The following is a 13,847-nucleotide window of genomic DNA, read 5'->3' as shown; positions in this document are numbered from 1 at the left end:
CGTACAGAGTTATCTGTGCATTGGCCTAGCAGATCGAGGAGCTTTACGTGAATGAACTCATAGCCGTTGCCCTGTTTACCGTGCTGGCGGTGATCAGCCCGGGCGCCGACTTTGCCATGGTGACCCGCAGCAGTTACGCCTTTGGCCGCCGCGCCGGCCTGGCGGCGGCAATGGGCATCGCCCTGGGCGTGCAGGTGCATGTGCTGTACACGGTGCTGGGCATCGCGGTGATCATCAGCCAGAGCCCGGCGCTTTTTTTGGCGATGAAGGTGCTGGGGGCGGGGTACCTGATTTATCTGGGTTACAAGTCGCTGACCAACACCACGCGGATTTCCCTGGATGGCACCAGCGCCAGTCAGCTCGGTGTGCTGGCGGCATTTCGTTCGGGCTTTCTGACCAACGCCCTGAACCCCAAGACCATGCTCTTTGTGGTCAGTGCCTATACCCAGGTGGTACAGCCGGGCAGTTCGCTGGCGGTCAACTTCGGCTATGGCGCGTTCATGTCGCTCGCCCACGGGTTGTGGTTCAGCCTGGTAGCGGTGTTTTTCTCAAGCGCCGTGTTGCGCCGGGCCATGCTCGAGCGCCAGCGTCTGGTTGACCGGGTGATTGGTGTGGCCTTGATCGGCCTGGGGCTGGCGGTAGTGTTCGCCAATGTGCGCTAAGCGGGCAGGGTAAAAATCGCAGGCAAGAAAAAAGGGCTTACCTTGCGGTAAGCCCTTTTTAGTACTTGGTGGCTACACAGGGACTTGAACCCCGGACCCCAGCATTATGAATGCTATGCTCTAACCAACTGAGCTATGTAGCCAAGTGGCGCGCATTATTCGCCTGAAACGGATTTGTGTCAACACTCTTTTTCAAAAAAATTAACGCGCGATCAACCGCTTAGCCGTAAACCGGCTCAGAAGTCGTATTTGAACGTGGTCATCAGGTTACGCGGCGCCCCGTAGTTGCCGTACGACGACGCCATCGAGTAGTACTCGCGGTCGAAGACGTTGTTGAGGTTGACCGTGGCGCTGAGGTTTTCGCTGATGTTGTAGCGCGCCATCAGGTTGACCAGCGCGTAGCTGCCCTGGTCGAAGCTGTGCAGGTCGGTGCCGACCTTGCTTTGCCAGTTGACCCCGCCACCCACGGTGACTTTGTCGAGCATGCCCGGCAGGCGGTAGCTGGTGAAGGTCTTGAGGCTGTGGCGCGGATACACGGTGGCAATGCGCTCATCCTGGTTGTCGGTGGTCAGGGTGTAGGTGTAGCCCGCCGACGCCTGCCAGCCTTCGGCCAGCTCGCCATTGAGCTCCATTTCCAGGCCTTTGGAGGTGGTGTCCTGCTTGGCGTCGTAGACGTTGTCGTGCACCCAGATCGCCAGGTTGTCCTGTTCGAGCTTGAACAGCGCCAGGCTGGAGTTCAGCTTGCCATCAAAATGACTGCCCTTGACGCCCAGCTCGTAGCCAACGCCCTGCATCGGGTCGAGCGGCTTGTTGTTCTCGTCGGTGACCCAGGAGGCTTGCGGGTTGAAGATTTTGGTGTAGCTGGCGTACAGCGCCCAGGTTTCATCAAGGTCGTAGACCACCCCGGCATAAGGGATGAACACACCGGTCTCTTTACGGTTGACCTCGGTCTTCTCACCGCCGTACGGGCGGTCCTCGGTGTCACGCTTCCAGTCGATGACCCGGCTGCCGAGAATCAGGTTGAGGTCGTCGGTCAGGTGCAGGCGCGAGGTGAGGTAGGCGGCGTACTGGGTTTCTTCCATTGACGATTTGCCACTGATGCTCCAGTCCGGCTTGGGCTGCTTGCCGTCCCAGTCGAAGATGTTCTCCACCGACGCACCCGGGGTTGCGTTGTAGTCGTAGCGCCAGCCGCCCCAGCTCGGCACGCTTTCGTTGTACTTGGACAGGGTTACGCCGCCGATCAGTTCGTGTTCGCGGCCGAACAGGCTGAACGGGCCGGTCAGGTACAGGTCCAGGTTGTCCTGGCGCGGGGTGCCGGAAAAGCGCACCGGCAACTGGCTCAGGCCGCTGCCGTCGGGCTGCAGCTCGCCCATGAGAAAGCCGAACACTTCGTCGAACTTGTTTTCGGAATGGCTGTACTCGATCTTGCCGCTCCAGCCGTTGCCCAGTTGCTGCTCCACCGAGGCGAAATAGCTGGTCTGTTCGTGGTCGTTGTACGACCAGTCCGGAGCCATATTGATCGAGCGCTTGAGATTGCTGCGCTCACCCGTGCTGAAGCGGGTTGGCAGGCCGGTGCGCAGCGGCGAGTCGACGTCGGTGCGCTGGTAGCTGAAGCCCATGGTCAGCAGGGTATCTTCGCTCAGGTCGAACTCGGTGATGCCATACAGCAGCTGGCTCTCCAGCTTGTAACGGTCGACCCAGGCGCCTTCAGTCTTGTAGTCGGCAACCAGGCGGCCGCGCACATTGCCGCTTTCGGTCAGCGGCCCGGAAACATCGAAGCCGGTGCCATAGCGGTCCCAGGTGCCGGCCGAGCCGGTGACGCTGGCCTGGCCCTCGGCGGTCGGGCGCTTGCGGATCAGGTTGATGGTCGCCGACGGGTTGCCCATGCCGCTGATCAGGCCGCTGGCGCCGCGGACGATCTCGATGCGGTCGTACATCGCCATGCTCTGGGTGTAGTTGTCCATCCGCGTGACGGTCGGCACGCCGTCGATCTCGTAGTTCTGGATGACGAAGCCGCGCGAGTAGTAGCTGTCGGTCTCGGCGCCCAGGCCGTCGCGCACGACGATCACCCCGGGGGTCGCTTCGAGTGCATCGCTAAGATTGGTCAGGCGCTGGTCATCCAGGCGCTGGCGAGTCATGACGGTCAGCGACTGCGGGGTTTCCTGTGGGGTGAGGTTGAGCCGCGTCGAGCTACTGGACGAGTAGGTGGTGTAAAGCCCGGTGCCTTCGGTGGTCGAGCCCGGGGCCTTGCCGGAAATGCTCATGGCATCCAGTTGCAGGGCGCTGCCCAGTTCCATCGGTAAATCGATGACAAAGCTGCTGGCGTTGGGTTGGCTCAGGCGTGCGCTGCTGCCGGCAGTCAGGGCCTGCAGTGCCTGGGTCGGGCTCATGCGGCCCTTGACCCCCGGCGACGAGCGCCCGGCCAGCTGGTTGGCGTCGTAGATCACCTGCAGCCCGCTTTGGGCGCTGAACTGGTCCAGGGCATCGGCCAAGGCTTGCGCGGGGATGTTGAAGTCCAGCGCCTGGGCCTGGGTCTGGGCAGACTCGGCGGCCTGCAGCGGCAGGCCCAGGGTTGTGGAAAACAGGCTGGCGGCAAGGATGGCGCGGGCCAGTGGCTGACGGCTGAATCGGAAATCGCGTGGGTACTGCATGTGTCCTCCCCCAGAGAATACAAACGATAATGCTTCTTATGTGGAGGTGTGACGCAGCAGCAAAGACAATTACCGAATGCCTGGGAAATATATTTTCACCGGCTTAGCGGACGATGATCCATTGCCCGGCCAGGTTGCTCACGTTGAGGTTCTGAGTGCGCGCCAGGGCATCGATGGCAGTGGCGGCCTGGTCGAGGTTAAAGCTGCCACTGACCGGGCGCCGGCCGACCTGTTCATCGATGTACAGCAGGCGGCTGCCCTGGTACTCGGCAAGCTGTTCGAGCACCCGGCGCAAGGGCACCTCACGCACCCGCAACTGCCCCTCGCGCCAGGCCAGCAGGCGTTCGGCATCGACCTTCTCGACCTGGTCCAGGCGGCTGGCGCTGAGGGTCACGCGTTCACCGGGGGCGAGCATGCGTTTGTCGCCGGCGCTGCTGACCTCGACCTTGCCTTTGAGCAGCACCACTTCATCGTGATCGCGGCCGCGGCTGACCGAGAAGCGCGTACCCAGCACCTGTACCTGGGCCTCGTCGACATCGACCACGAAGGGCCGGCCATCGTGGGTCACTTCAATGAACATCTGCCCTTGCACCAGGCGCAGCGTGCGCACCGGCCCGCGCAGGTCGATATCGACGGCGCTGGCACTGTCGAGGGTCAGCCGTGAGCCATCGGCCAGCTGGATCTGCCGGCGTTCGCCAACCGCGGTGGCGACATCGCTGTTCAAGCGCTGCAGCAATGGCAACTGCAACATCACCAGGCCGCTGATCAGCAGGATGCTCGCCGCCACCGCCCAGCCCCCCCAGGAGCGTGGGGCCGTACCCCGTTTGACCTTGTGCAGGCGACGCGCGGGCATCTCCAGTTGTTGCCAGAACAGCTCGACCTCGGCAAAGGTGCGGGCATTCTCGGGGTCCAGGCGCCAGCGTTCAAAGGCCTGGCGTTGCTCCCGCGGAACATCGTGGGCGCGCAGCCGGGTAAACCAGTCCAGGGCTTGCTGTTCGCGGTCGCCAGGCTCGTTCGGATGGGCAGAATTTGGCGATGGGTTCATGGCTGGTCAGTCTTGTTTCGGTTATGCAGGGCAGCCGCGGCGCAATGGCTCAGGGCTTTGTTCAAATGACGCTCGACCGCACGCGGGTCGAGTCCCAGGCGCGCGCCGATGTCCTTGTAGCTCAATTGCTCGACCCGGGCGAGTAAAAATACCTCGCGGGTCGGCGAGGGCAGGCCGTCGATCAGGCGTTCAAGATGGTCAAGGGTATTTCCGGCCACGGCACTGCGCTCGGGTGAGGTTTCGTTGAGCAGATGCTCCAGCGCCTGCTCGTCATTGACCCCACGTACCTGGTTGCGCCGAGCATGGTCGATGCTCAGGTTGTTGGCGATGCGGTACAGAAAGGCCCGCAGGTTGCCAACCTCGCCACGCTCGCTGTGCATCAGCCGCACAAAGGCATCCTGGAGCAGGTCGCGGGCGGTTTCCCGGCAGCGCACGCGGCGGGTCAGGAAGGCCAGCAGTTCACTGCGGTGATGCTGATAGAGCAGCGACAGGCTGCGGTTGTCCTGGTCGTCGGACATGGCGTATGCGGGCCTCGAATAGGCAGGCAGTGGAGTCTGTAAAAACGCAGCCGATGCTAACGTTATTGAGAATTATTAACAAGCACGTCAAAAGCACGTTGGTCGAAAAGAATAGTGCGCTTGCTAACGATTTCTGGATAATTGGATCCCGCCCCCCGGATGGAAGCTTTTGTCATGGCTGTGAGCACTGCCTCGTCAACGTCACCCGCCAGCACCGCAACTGCCCAGAGCAGCCCGCTGGTGATGCGTATCATCGCCGCCTGTGCCCTGGCGCACCTGATCAACGACCTGATCCAGGCCGTACTGCCGTCGATCTATCCGCTGCTCAAGGCCAACTACGGCCTGACCTTTACCCAGATCGGGCTGATCACCCTGACCTTCCAGATCACTGCGTCGCTGCTGCAGCCGTGGGTCGGCTTTTACACCGACCGCAAGCCGATGCCGAACCTGTTGCCGCTGGGCACCCTGTGCACCCTGGTGGGGATCGTCATGCTTGCGTATGTCGGCAGCTTCCCGATGATTCTGCTGGCGGCGGCGCTGGTCGGCATCGGTTCGTCGACCTTCCACCCGGAAACCTCGCGTATCGCCCGGCTGGCCTCCGGTGGGCGCTTTGGCCTGGCGCAGTCGACCTTCCAGGTCGGCGGCAATGCTGGCTCCGCCTTCGGGCCCTTGCTGGCGGCGGCGATCATCATCCCCTTCGGCCAGGGCAATGTGGCCTGGTTCGGCCTGTTCGCGGTCTGCGCCGTGCTGGTCACCTACGGCCTGAGCCGCTGGTACAAGGAACACCTCAACCTGTTCAAGGCCAAGCAGGGCCAGCGCGCCACCCATGGCCTTTCCCGCCAGCGGGTGATCGGCGCCCTGGTTGTACTGGGGCTGCTGGTGTTCTCCAAGTACTTCTACATGTCCAGCCTCACCAGCTACTTCACCTTCTACCTGATCGAGAAGTTCGACCTGTCGGTGGCCAGCTCGCAGCTGTACCTGTTCCTGTTCCTCGGCGCGGTAGCGGCCGGGACCTTCTTTGGCGGCCCGATCGGTGACCGCATCGGGCGCAAGGCGGTGATCTGGTTCTCGATCCTCGGCGTTGCGCCGTTCACCCTGATGCTGCCTTATGCCGACCTGTTCTGGACCAGCGTGCTCAGCGTGATCATCGGCTTCATTCTCGCCTCGGCATTCTCGGCCATCGTCGTCTACGCCCAGGAGCTGGTGCCGGGTAACGTCGGCATGATCGCCGGGATCTTCTTCGGCCTGATGTTCGGTTTTGGCGGCATCGGCGCAGCGGCACTGGGTTATATGGCCGACATCAAGGGCATCGAGTACGTTTACAGCCTGTGCTCGTTCCTGCCGCTGTTCGGCCTGCTGGCGATCCTGCTGCCGTCCACCGGCAAGCGCTGAAGGCTCAAGGACGGGCTATTGACGGGTGGCACGGGTTCTCCTAGAGTGCCGCCCATCCTTTACGGTGTAACCGACGTATGAGCCGCTTCAGCCACACATTCGCGCATCGCCAGCCGGTCGTCCTGACCCGCTGCTGCGACTGGCCGAGCGATACCGTCCTCAAGCGTCGGCGCAGTGTGCTGTTCGCCTTTACCTTCTCGCCTCACCGCCCCACCTCCTGACCTGGCAGCTGCATGCCCGGCGTTCTGCCGTGGCTGGCGCGCCTGTATGCAAATCTTTTTACGGTCATGTATGCGCCTGCGCAGGTGCGATGTGGTGCTTTGCGCCGGTGAGTTCGGAGTGGTGATGAATACGCGTTTGTTGCTGGGCTTGTTGTTTGCGGTTTCGGTAGTCGGTTTCAGCCTCGGGGCGAGTTTGCCATTGGTGTCGCTGCGTTTGCTCGACGCAGGTGCCAGTACCTTGCAGATCGGTATCGTCTCGGCCATTCCGGCGGCGGGGATGATGCTCTCGGCGTTCATGGTCGATGCCTGCTGCCGGCACCTGACCCGGCGCACCATCTACCTGCTGTGTTTCGGCCTGTGCACCTTGAGCATCGGCCTGCTCGAATGGGGCTTCTCCTCGCTCTACCTGCTTGCCCTGTTGCGCCTGGCGCTGGGGATCGGCATGGGCATTGCCATCATTCTCGGCGAGTCGTGGGTCAACGAGCTGAGCCCGGAACACAACCGCGGCAAGATCATGGCCCTGTACGCCACCGCCTTTACCGGCTTCCAGATGCTCGGCCCGGCGATGCTGGCGCTGCTCGGCGCGCAGAGCACCTGGGTGACCACGGTGGTGACAGGTTGCTATGGCCTGGCGCTGCTGTGCATCGTGCTGACGGTGCCCAATGACCACGTCGAGCATGGCGAAGAGGGCGGCAAGAGCTTTTCCCTGGCGGGCTTTTTCCGCGTGGCGCCGGCCTTGTGCATGGGCGTGCTGTTCTTCTCGTTCTTCGACGCGGTGATCCTTTCGCTGCTGCCGGTGTATGCCACCAACCATGCCTACGCCGTGGGCGTAGCAGCGTTGATGGTGACGGTGATTCTTACCGGCGACATGCTCTTCCAGTTGCCGATCGGCTGGTTGGCCGACCGCTGCGAGCGCACCACCGTACACCTGGTGTGCGGTGTGGTGGCGATGCTGATCGGCCTGGCGCTGCCATGGCTGATCGGTATGCAATGGCTGCTGTGGCCGGCCTTGGTGGTGCTCGGCGCGGTGGCTGGCGGGGTCTACACCCTGGCGCTGGTGCTGATCGGCCAGCAGTTCAAGGGCCAGGACCTGGTCACTGCCAACGCCAGCGTCGGCCTGCTCTGGGGTGTCGGCAGCCTGCTCGGGCCGCTGCTCAGTGGTGCGGCCATGGACGTCGCTCCCCATGGCCTGCCGATGGCGCTGACGGCCATGGCCGCGCTGTTCGTGGTATTCGCCCGCAGCGCCCGGCGCCGGGCCTTCCGCGCCCAGCGTGCCGGGCAGGGCGCTGCCTAGCACGCATGGCGCTTCAGAAGCGCTCAGGCACCATGCGCGAGGTGTAGCGGGTGCTCTTGTAGCGGCCGATCTTGCCGCGCTTGGGCAGCTCGATCTTCTGTTTGTGGGTGATGTCCTCGTAGGGCACCTGCTTGAGGAAGTGGCTGATGATGTTCAGGCGCACCCTCCGCTTGTCTTCGGAAACCGCCACATACCACGGGGCCCAGGAGGTGTCGGAGGCGGCGAACATGTCATCGCGGGCGCGGGTGTAGTCGTCCCAGCGGGTGAAGGACTTGAGGTCCATCGGTGTCAGCTTCCAGATCTTGCGCCCGTCGGTAATGCGCTCCTTAAGGCGTCGCTCCTGCTCTTGAGGACTGACTTCCAGCCAGTACTTGACCAGCACGATGCCGGACTCGACCAGCATCTTCTCGAACGATGGCACCACTGACAGGAACTTGCTGGACTGCTCTTCGGTACAAAAGCCCATCACCCGCTCGACGCCGGCGCGGTTGTACCAGCTGCGGTCGAAGATCACCACTTCGCCGGCCGAGGGCATGTGCTGTATGTAGCGCTGGGCGTACATCTGGCTTTTTTCCCGTTCGGTCGGTGCTGGCAGCGCCACCACGCGAAACACCCGCGGGCTGACGCGCTCGGTGATGGCCTTGATGGTGCCGCCCTTGCCGGCGCCGTCGCGGCCTTCGAAGACAATACAGACCTTCAAACCCTTGGCCACCACCCACTGCTGCAACTTGACCAGCTCGATGTGCAGGGCCTTGAGGGCTTGCTCGTATTCTTTGCGGGGGAGGCGTTCGCTGCTGTCTTGCTTTTCCTTTTTCTTAGCCATGCGCCGATACCTGATCTGTGGACAAGAGCCGTTTGAATGCGGCTTTGAGTATAGATCCAGGTATTGGCTCGCGTTTGCTCATGGCGCAGGCAAAGAAAAACCCCTTGAGGCATGACCTCAAGGGGTTTCGGGCTGCTGGCAGCGGGTCAGACGTTGAAGCGGAAGTGCATCACGTCACCGTCCTTGACGATGTAGTCCTTGCCTTCCAGACGCCATTTACCGGCTTCTTTCGCGCCGCTTTCACCCTTGTACTGGATGAAGTCGTCGTAGGCGACCACTTCGGCACGGATGAAGCCTTTCTCGAAGTCGGTGTGGATCACGCCGGCCGCCTGCGGGGCGGTGGCGCCGACGCGCACGGTCCAGGCGCGGACTTCCTGCACGCCGGCAGTGAAGTAGGTCTGCAGGTTGAGCAGCGAGTAACCGGCGCGGATCACGCGGTTCAGGCCTGGCTCTTCGAGGCCCAGGGCTTCGAGGAACATGTCCTTCTCTTCACCGTCGTCGAGCTCGGCGATCTCGGCTTCGATCTTGTTGCACACCGGCACCACGATCGCACCTTCTTCTTCGGCAATGGCCTTGACCACGTCCAGGTGCGGGTTGTTGTCGAAACCGTCTTCGGCAACGTTGGCGATGTACATCACAGGCTTGCTGGTCAGCAGGTGGAAGCCGCGGATCAGGGCCTTCTCGTCGTCTGCCATGTTCTTCATCAGGCTGCGCGCAGGCTTGCCTTCGGTGAAGTGCGGGATCAGTTTTTCGAGGATGGCTTTCTGCGCCAGGGCGTCCTTGTCACCACCCTTGGCGTTGCGCGCAACCTTCTGCAGTTGCTTCTCGCAGCTGTCGAGGTCGGCGAAGATCAGTTCCAGGTCGATGATCTCGATGTCGCGCTTGGGGTTGACGCTGTTGGAGACGTGAATCACGTTCTCGTCTTCGAAGCAGCGCACCACGTGGGCGATGGCGTCGGTCTCGCGGATGTTGGCGAGGAACTTGTTGCCCAGGCCTTCACCTTTCGAGGCACCGGCAACCAGGCCGGCGATGTCGACGAATTCCATGGTGGTCGGCAGCACGCGGTTCGGCTTGACGATGGCCGCCAGGGCGTCCAGGCGTGCATCGGGCATCGGCACGATGCCGCTGTTCGGCTCGATGGTGCAGAACGGGAAGTTCTCAGCGGCGATGCCGGATTTGGTCAGGGCGTTGAACAGGGTGGACTTGCCGACGTTGGGCAGGCCGACGATGCCGCAATTGAAACCCATGGTGAATCCCTCTTCGTGGAGTCAGGCCTTTTGGCTGTGCAGCTCTCTCATCGCACGCGTCCAGTCGCCGGCGAGGATGTCCGGCAGCACGCCGAGGGCAAAATCGATACTGGCGTCCAGCTTCTCCTGCTCGGCGCGTGGCGCCTTGCCGAGGACGAAACCGGAGACCCTGCTGCTGTCACCCGGGTGGCCGATGCCAAGCCGCAGACGGTGAAAGTCATTCTGGTTGCCGAGCTGGGCGATGATGTCGCGCAGCCCGTTGTGCCCGCCATGGCCGCCGCCCTTTTTGAGCTTGGCGACGCCGGGAGGCAGGTCGAGTTCGTCGTGGGCCACCAGGATGGCATCTGGCGGGATGCGGAAAAAGTTCGCCAGTGCAGCAACGGCCTGGCCGCTGCGGTTCATGTAGGTGGTCGGGATCAGCAGACGAACGTCGTTGCCCTGATGGCTGAATTTAGCCGTCAGGCCGAAATACTTGCGGTCAGCGGTCAGGTTGACGCGCTGGGCGCTGGCAATGCGTTCTACGAAAAGAGCCCCTGCGTTATGCCGGGTCTGTTCGTATTCGGGGCCGGGGTTTCCCAGGCCGACGATCAGTTGGATGGCGGTCACGTCAGGGGCTCTTCCTTGGAGTTGTGGGTTACAGTGCGGGGCACTGTAACCCGGTCAACGCCGGCGTGCTGAGTAGATTACTCGGCAGCGCCTTCTGCAGCTTCAGGCGCAACACGCGGAGCGTGAACGTTGGCAACAGCCAGGTCGTTACCGTGAGCCAGAGCGACGAACTCGACGCCTTTCGGAGCTTTGAGGTCCGACAGGTGGATGATCGCGCCGACTTCGGCGTTGGCCAGGTCGACTTCGATGAACTCAGGCAGGTCTTTGGCTTCGCAGGAAACTTCGATCTCGTTGACAACGTGGGAGATCTCGCCGCCTTTCTTGACCGGAGCTTCTTCGTTGACGAAGTGCACTGGTACTTTGGCGGTCAGTTTCTGGCCAGCAACAACGCGGACGAAGTCAGCGTGCAGGATGAACTGCTTGGCTGGGTGACGCTGCATCGCTTTGACAACGACGTTTTCTTTCTTGCCGTCGATGTTCAGCTCGATAACGTGGCTGTAGGCAGCTTCGTTTTCGAACAGTTTGGCGATTTCCTTGGCCACGATGGTCAGGGATTGAGCTTCTTTGTCACCACCGTAAACAACGGCAGGGATCTGGGCGGCGAGACGACGCAGGCGGCGGCTCGCACCTTTCCCCAGGTCGGTACGCGCTTGGGCGTTCAGAGTGAAATCAGTCATTTTGTATCTCCAAAATAGCCATCTCCCGCAGGCGTTTGCGACCAGCGCCAAACGGGGTGGGCAAAAAAGCCCCGCCCCAACAACAGGTGTTGGGGCGGGGCGCTTTTCGTCAACGAGAGGTTCGCGAGGGAAAACCCTCAGCGGAACATCGCGCTGATCGATTCTTCATTGCTGATGCGGCGAACCGCCTCGGCAACAACCGGTGCAATATCCAGTTGGCGGATACGGTCACAGGCTTGTGCTGCAGCGGACAGCGGGATGGTGTTGGTCACCACCAGTGCGTCCAGCACGGAGTTCTCGATATTCTCGATCGCCCGACCCGAGAGGACAGGGTGCGTGCAGTAGGCGTAAACCTTGGCAGCGCCGTGTTCTTTCAGGGCCTTGGCCGCGTGGCACAGGGTGCCGGCGGTGTCGACCATGTCGTCGACGAGAATACAGGTACGTCCTTCGACGTCGCCGATGATATGCATCACTTCGGAGTGATTGGCCTTTTCACGGCGTTTGTCGATGATACCCAGATCGACACCCAGGGACTTGGCAACAGCACGTGCACGCACGACGCCGCCGATGTCCGGGGACACGATCATGAGGTTCTCGAAACGCTGGTCTTCGATGTCATCCACCAGAACGGGGGAGCCGTAGATGTTATCTACCGGAATATCGAAGAAACCCTGGATCTGGTCAGCGTGCAGGTCGACAGTGAGAACACGGTCGATACCGACGACGGTGAGCATGTCAGCGACGACTTTGGCGCTGATAGCAACACGCGCCGAACGCGGACGGCGATCCTGGCGGGCATATCCGAAGTAAGGAATCACGGCAGTGATTCGGGAAGCTGAGGAGCGGCGGAAGGCATCGGCCATCACTACCAGTTCCATCAGGTTATCGTTGGTTGGCGCGCAAGTCGGCTGAATGATGAAAACGTCCTTACCACGAACATTTTCATTAATCTCAGTGCTGATTTCGCCGTCGGAGAATTTGCCGACAGAAACATCACCCAGTGGGATATGCAGCTGACGTACGACACGCCGAGCCAGATCGGGGTTAGCGTTCCCCGTAAAGACCATCATCTTGGACACGCGCAGTACCTGAAGGCTGAGGGTATACCTGGATGAGTATAAGGAAAATGGCAGGGGCGGCTGGATTCGAACCAACGCATGGCAGGATCAAAACCTGCTGCCTTACCGCTTGGCGACGCCCCTGTATCTGTTGCTGCGAGCACCTTGTGCTCGATTCCTAGAGCAGACTCTGCAGCGTGCGATGCAACATCGAAACGTTGCTTCCCTTAGCTACAAACCCTGTTTGGGTCTCTGCAAGAAGGGCCAAAACTTTATCAGCTTCAGCTTTGTTTGGGAAGGCCCCAAACACACAACTTCCAGTTCCGGTAAGCCGAGCCTCAGTGAATTCGTTTAACAAATTCAATGAATTGCGTACCTCTGGGTAACGCTGCTCTACCACCGGTTGGCAGTCATTTCGACTGTTTCCCTTGGGAACGGGGCGCATCTTAAGGGGCAAGGAATCACGTGTCAACAGCGGATCTGAAAAAATTTCTGCTGTGCTAACAAATACTTGCGGGACCAGCACGACATACCAGGGCTCTTCGGGGTCGACCGGGGTCAGCTTCTCGCCCACGCCCTCGGCGAACGCCGCATGGCCGCGGACGAAAACCGGCACGTCGGCGCCCAGGGTCAGGCCCAGTTCAGCCAGCTGGTCTTCGCTCAAGCCCAGTTGCCATAAATGGTTGAGGCCGAGCAGGGTAGTGGCGGCGTCGGAGCTGCCGCCGCCAATGCCGCCGCCCATGGGCAGGATTTTTTTCAGCCAGATATCCACGCCCTTGTCGCAGCCGGTCAGGGCCTTGAGCTTGCGCGCGGCCTTGACGATCAGGTTGCTTTCATGGGGGACGTTGTCGATCTCGCTGTGCAGGCGCACTTCACCGTCTTCGCGCAGGGCGAAAGACAGCTCGTCGGCATGCTCGAGAAACTGGAACAGGGTTTCCAGCTCATGGTAGCCATCGGCGCGGCGGCCAAGAATGTGCAGCATCAGGTTGAGCTTGGCCGGGGCCGGCAGGGTCAGGGTTGCAGTGTTCATTGATCAGTGGCCCAGTTGCCGTGGTTGCCAGTCTTTGACCACCAGGGTCACGTCGAGGTTTTGCCCGTGCAGCTTGATCCGCTCGGGCAGCCAGTAGCCGTTCTGTTCGGCGTAGCTCAGGTACTGCACGTCCCAGCCGTCCTGCTTGAGGCTGGCCAGGCGGCTGTCGCCGTCGAGGGTCAGCTGGCTCTTGCTGTCGGGGGCGGGCAGGCCGCGAATCCACCAGACCAGGTGCGACACCGGCAGCTCCCAGCCCAGTTGTTCGGCCAGCAGGGCTTCCGGGCTTTGCGCCTCGAAGCGGCCCTGGTTGGCGACCTCGAGGGTGACGCCGCCGGGGCGCCCGGTCAGGCGTGCAGCGCCGCGGCCGAGCGGGCCGGACAGGCGGATGTCGTAGTAGTCCTGGCGTTGCAGCCAGAACAGCGTGCCGCTGCCGGAGTCTTTCGGCGCGCGGATGCCGACCTTGCCGTTGATCTGCCAGCCATCGAGGGTGCTCAGCTGTTGCTTGTGCTCGCGCCACAGCTGGGGGTTGCCTTCGCCCCGCAGGGCCTCACGGGAGCCGAAGCCGGCACAACCGGCAAGCAGGGCAATCAGGCAGAAGGTGATGCAGTGGCGCAAAAACATAG

General features: G+C 61.8%; 13 protein-coding genes and 2 tRNA genes. 3 read left to right on the top strand and 12 right to left on the bottom strand.

What is annotated here, in order from left to right:
* Window positions 1–47: 47 nt before the first annotated feature.
* Window positions 48–662: a LysE family translocator gene (locus ACIOVF_RS13010; RefSeq protein ID WP_401289842.1), complete on the top strand. Its 615-nt coding sequence runs from the start codon at window positions 48–50 to the stop codon at window positions 660–662.
* A gap of 66 nt (window positions 663–728) precedes the next feature.
* On the opposite strand, the gene ACIOVF_RS13005 is transcribed toward ACIOVF_RS13010, so the two are convergent.
* The 4 genes from ACIOVF_RS13005 to ACIOVF_RS12990 all read right to left on the bottom strand — a co-directional run bounded on the left by ACIOVF_RS13005 (window position 729) and on the right by ACIOVF_RS12990 (window position 4,876).
* Window positions 729–805, bottom strand: a tRNA-Met gene (locus tag ACIOVF_RS13005).
* Between the two features lie 93 nt (window positions 806–898).
* A complete protein-coding gene (locus tag ACIOVF_RS13000) occupies window positions 899–3,313 on the bottom strand; it encodes a TonB-dependent siderophore receptor (protein WP_401289839.1) in 2,415 nt (804 codons plus the stop codon).
* 103 nt (window positions 3,314–3,416) lie between these two features.
* Window positions 3,417–4,358: a FecR family protein gene (locus ACIOVF_RS12995; protein WP_093387916.1), complete on the bottom strand. Its 942-nt coding sequence runs from the start codon at window positions 4,356–4,358 to the stop codon at window positions 3,417–3,419.
* The gene (locus ACIOVF_RS12990) at window positions 4,355–4,876 is read right to left on the bottom strand and encodes an RNA polymerase sigma factor (RefSeq protein WP_045195961.1); all 522 of its coding nucleotides are present in this window, start codon (window positions 4,874–4,876) and stop codon (window positions 4,355–4,357) included. The genes ACIOVF_RS12995 and ACIOVF_RS12990 overlap by 4 nt, the downstream gene beginning before the upstream one ends.
* Window positions 4,877–5,050: 174 nt before the next feature.
* Between ACIOVF_RS12990 and ACIOVF_RS12985 the strand changes: the two genes are divergently transcribed.
* Together ACIOVF_RS12985 and ACIOVF_RS12980 are read left to right on the top strand one after the other, a co-directional pair.
* Window positions 5,051–6,268 carry an MFS transporter gene (locus ACIOVF_RS12985; protein WP_401289835.1) on the top strand — a complete coding sequence of 406 codons (1,218 nt, stop codon included), beginning with the start codon at window positions 5,051–5,053 and terminating at the stop codon, window positions 6,266–6,268.
* A 345-nt stretch (window positions 6,269–6,613) separates the two neighbouring features.
* Entirely contained in the window at window positions 6,614–7,783 is a 1,170-nt protein-coding gene (locus tag ACIOVF_RS12980) for an MFS transporter (RefSeq protein ID WP_093387925.1), read from the top strand.
* 13 nt (window positions 7,784–7,796) lie between these two features.
* Here ACIOVF_RS12980 and ppk2 read toward each other — a convergent pair whose 3' ends face one another.
* From ppk2 to lolB, 8 genes are all read right to left on the bottom strand, one after another.
* Window positions 7,797–8,606 (bottom strand): polyphosphate kinase 2, encoded by an 810-nt coding sequence (gene ppk2 / locus ACIOVF_RS12975; RefSeq protein WP_045195966.1) that lies wholly within the window; start codon window positions 8,604–8,606, stop codon window positions 7,797–7,799.
* A gap of 146 nt (window positions 8,607–8,752) precedes the next feature.
* Window positions 8,753–9,853 carry a redox-regulated ATPase YchF gene (ychF, locus tag ACIOVF_RS12970; RefSeq protein ID WP_045195968.1) on the bottom strand — a complete coding sequence of 367 codons (1,101 nt, stop codon included), beginning with the start codon at window positions 9,851–9,853 and terminating at the stop codon, window positions 8,753–8,755.
* A 21-nt stretch (window positions 9,854–9,874) separates the two neighbouring features.
* Complete coding sequence (gene pth, locus ACIOVF_RS12965) at window positions 9,875–10,459, bottom strand: aminoacyl-tRNA hydrolase (protein WP_038997179.1); 585 nt, start codon at window positions 10,457–10,459, stop codon at window positions 9,875–9,877.
* 77 nt (window positions 10,460–10,536) lie between these two features.
* Window positions 10,537–11,136, bottom strand: a complete 600-nt coding sequence (locus ACIOVF_RS12960) for a 50S ribosomal protein L25/general stress protein Ctc (RefSeq protein WP_045195970.1) — start codon at window positions 11,134–11,136, stop codon at window positions 10,537–10,539.
* Window positions 11,137–11,273: 137 nt separating this feature from the next.
* Window positions 11,274–12,215: a ribose-phosphate pyrophosphokinase gene (locus ACIOVF_RS12955; protein ID WP_010225730.1), complete on the bottom strand. Its 942-nt coding sequence runs from the start codon at window positions 12,213–12,215 to the stop codon at window positions 11,274–11,276.
* A 48-nt stretch (window positions 12,216–12,263) separates the two neighbouring features.
* Window positions 12,264–12,338: transfer RNA gene (locus ACIOVF_RS12950), tRNA-Gln, on the bottom strand.
* Window positions 12,339–12,372: 34 nt separating this feature from the next.
* Entirely contained in the window at window positions 12,373–13,224 is an 852-nt protein-coding gene (gene ispE / locus ACIOVF_RS12945; RefSeq protein WP_045195972.1) for a 4-(cytidine 5'-diphospho)-2-C-methyl-D-erythritol kinase, read from the bottom strand.
* A 3-nt stretch (window positions 13,225–13,227) separates the two neighbouring features.
* A complete protein-coding gene (lolB, locus tag ACIOVF_RS12940; protein WP_045195974.1) occupies window positions 13,228–13,845 on the bottom strand; it encodes a lipoprotein insertase outer membrane protein LolB in 618 nt (205 codons plus the stop codon).
* Window positions 13,846–13,847: the final 2 nt, after the last annotated feature.

Source organism: Pseudomonas sp. NPDC087612 (assembly GCF_044743505.1).
Taxonomy (GTDB): Bacteria; Pseudomonadota; Gammaproteobacteria; order Pseudomonadales; family Pseudomonadaceae; genus Aquipseudomonas.
Note: the sequence above shows the minus strand (reverse complement) of the source record. Positions and strands in the feature narration are given on the sequence as shown.

Coding starts and splice junctions, on each gene's coding strand:
- ACIOVF_RS13000 (WP_401289839.1), bottom strand. CDS start 3,313: ATGCAGTACCCACGCGATTTCCGATTCAGCCGTCAGCCACTGGCCCGC.
- ACIOVF_RS12995 (WP_093387916.1), bottom strand. CDS start 4,358: ATGAACCCATCGCCAAATTCTGCCCATCCGAACGAGCCTGGCGACCGC.
- ACIOVF_RS12990 (WP_045195961.1), bottom strand. CDS start 4,876: ATGTCCGACGACCAGGACAACCGCAGCCTGTCGCTGCTCTATCAGCAT.
- ACIOVF_RS12985 (WP_401289835.1), top strand. CDS start 5,051: ATGGCTGTGAGCACTGCCTCGTCAACGTCACCCGCCAGCACCGCAACT.
- ACIOVF_RS12980 (WP_093387925.1), top strand. CDS start 6,614: ATGAATACGCGTTTGTTGCTGGGCTTGTTGTTTGCGGTTTCGGTAGTC.
- ppk2 (WP_045195966.1), bottom strand. CDS start 8,606: ATGGCTAAGAAAAAGGAAAAGCAAGACAGCAGCGAACGCCTCCCCCGC.
- ychF (WP_045195968.1), bottom strand. CDS start 9,853: ATGGGTTTCAATTGCGGCATCGTCGGCCTGCCCAACGTCGGCAAGTCC.
- ACIOVF_RS12960 (WP_045195970.1), bottom strand. CDS start 11,136: ATGACTGATTTCACTCTGAACGCCCAAGCGCGTACCGACCTGGGGAAA.
- ispE (WP_045195972.1), bottom strand. CDS start 13,224: ATGAACACTGCAACCCTGACCCTGCCGGCCCCGGCCAAGCTCAACCTG.
- lolB (WP_045195974.1), bottom strand. CDS start 13,845: ATGTTTTTGCGCCACTGCATCACCTTCTGCCTGATTGCCCTGCTTGCC.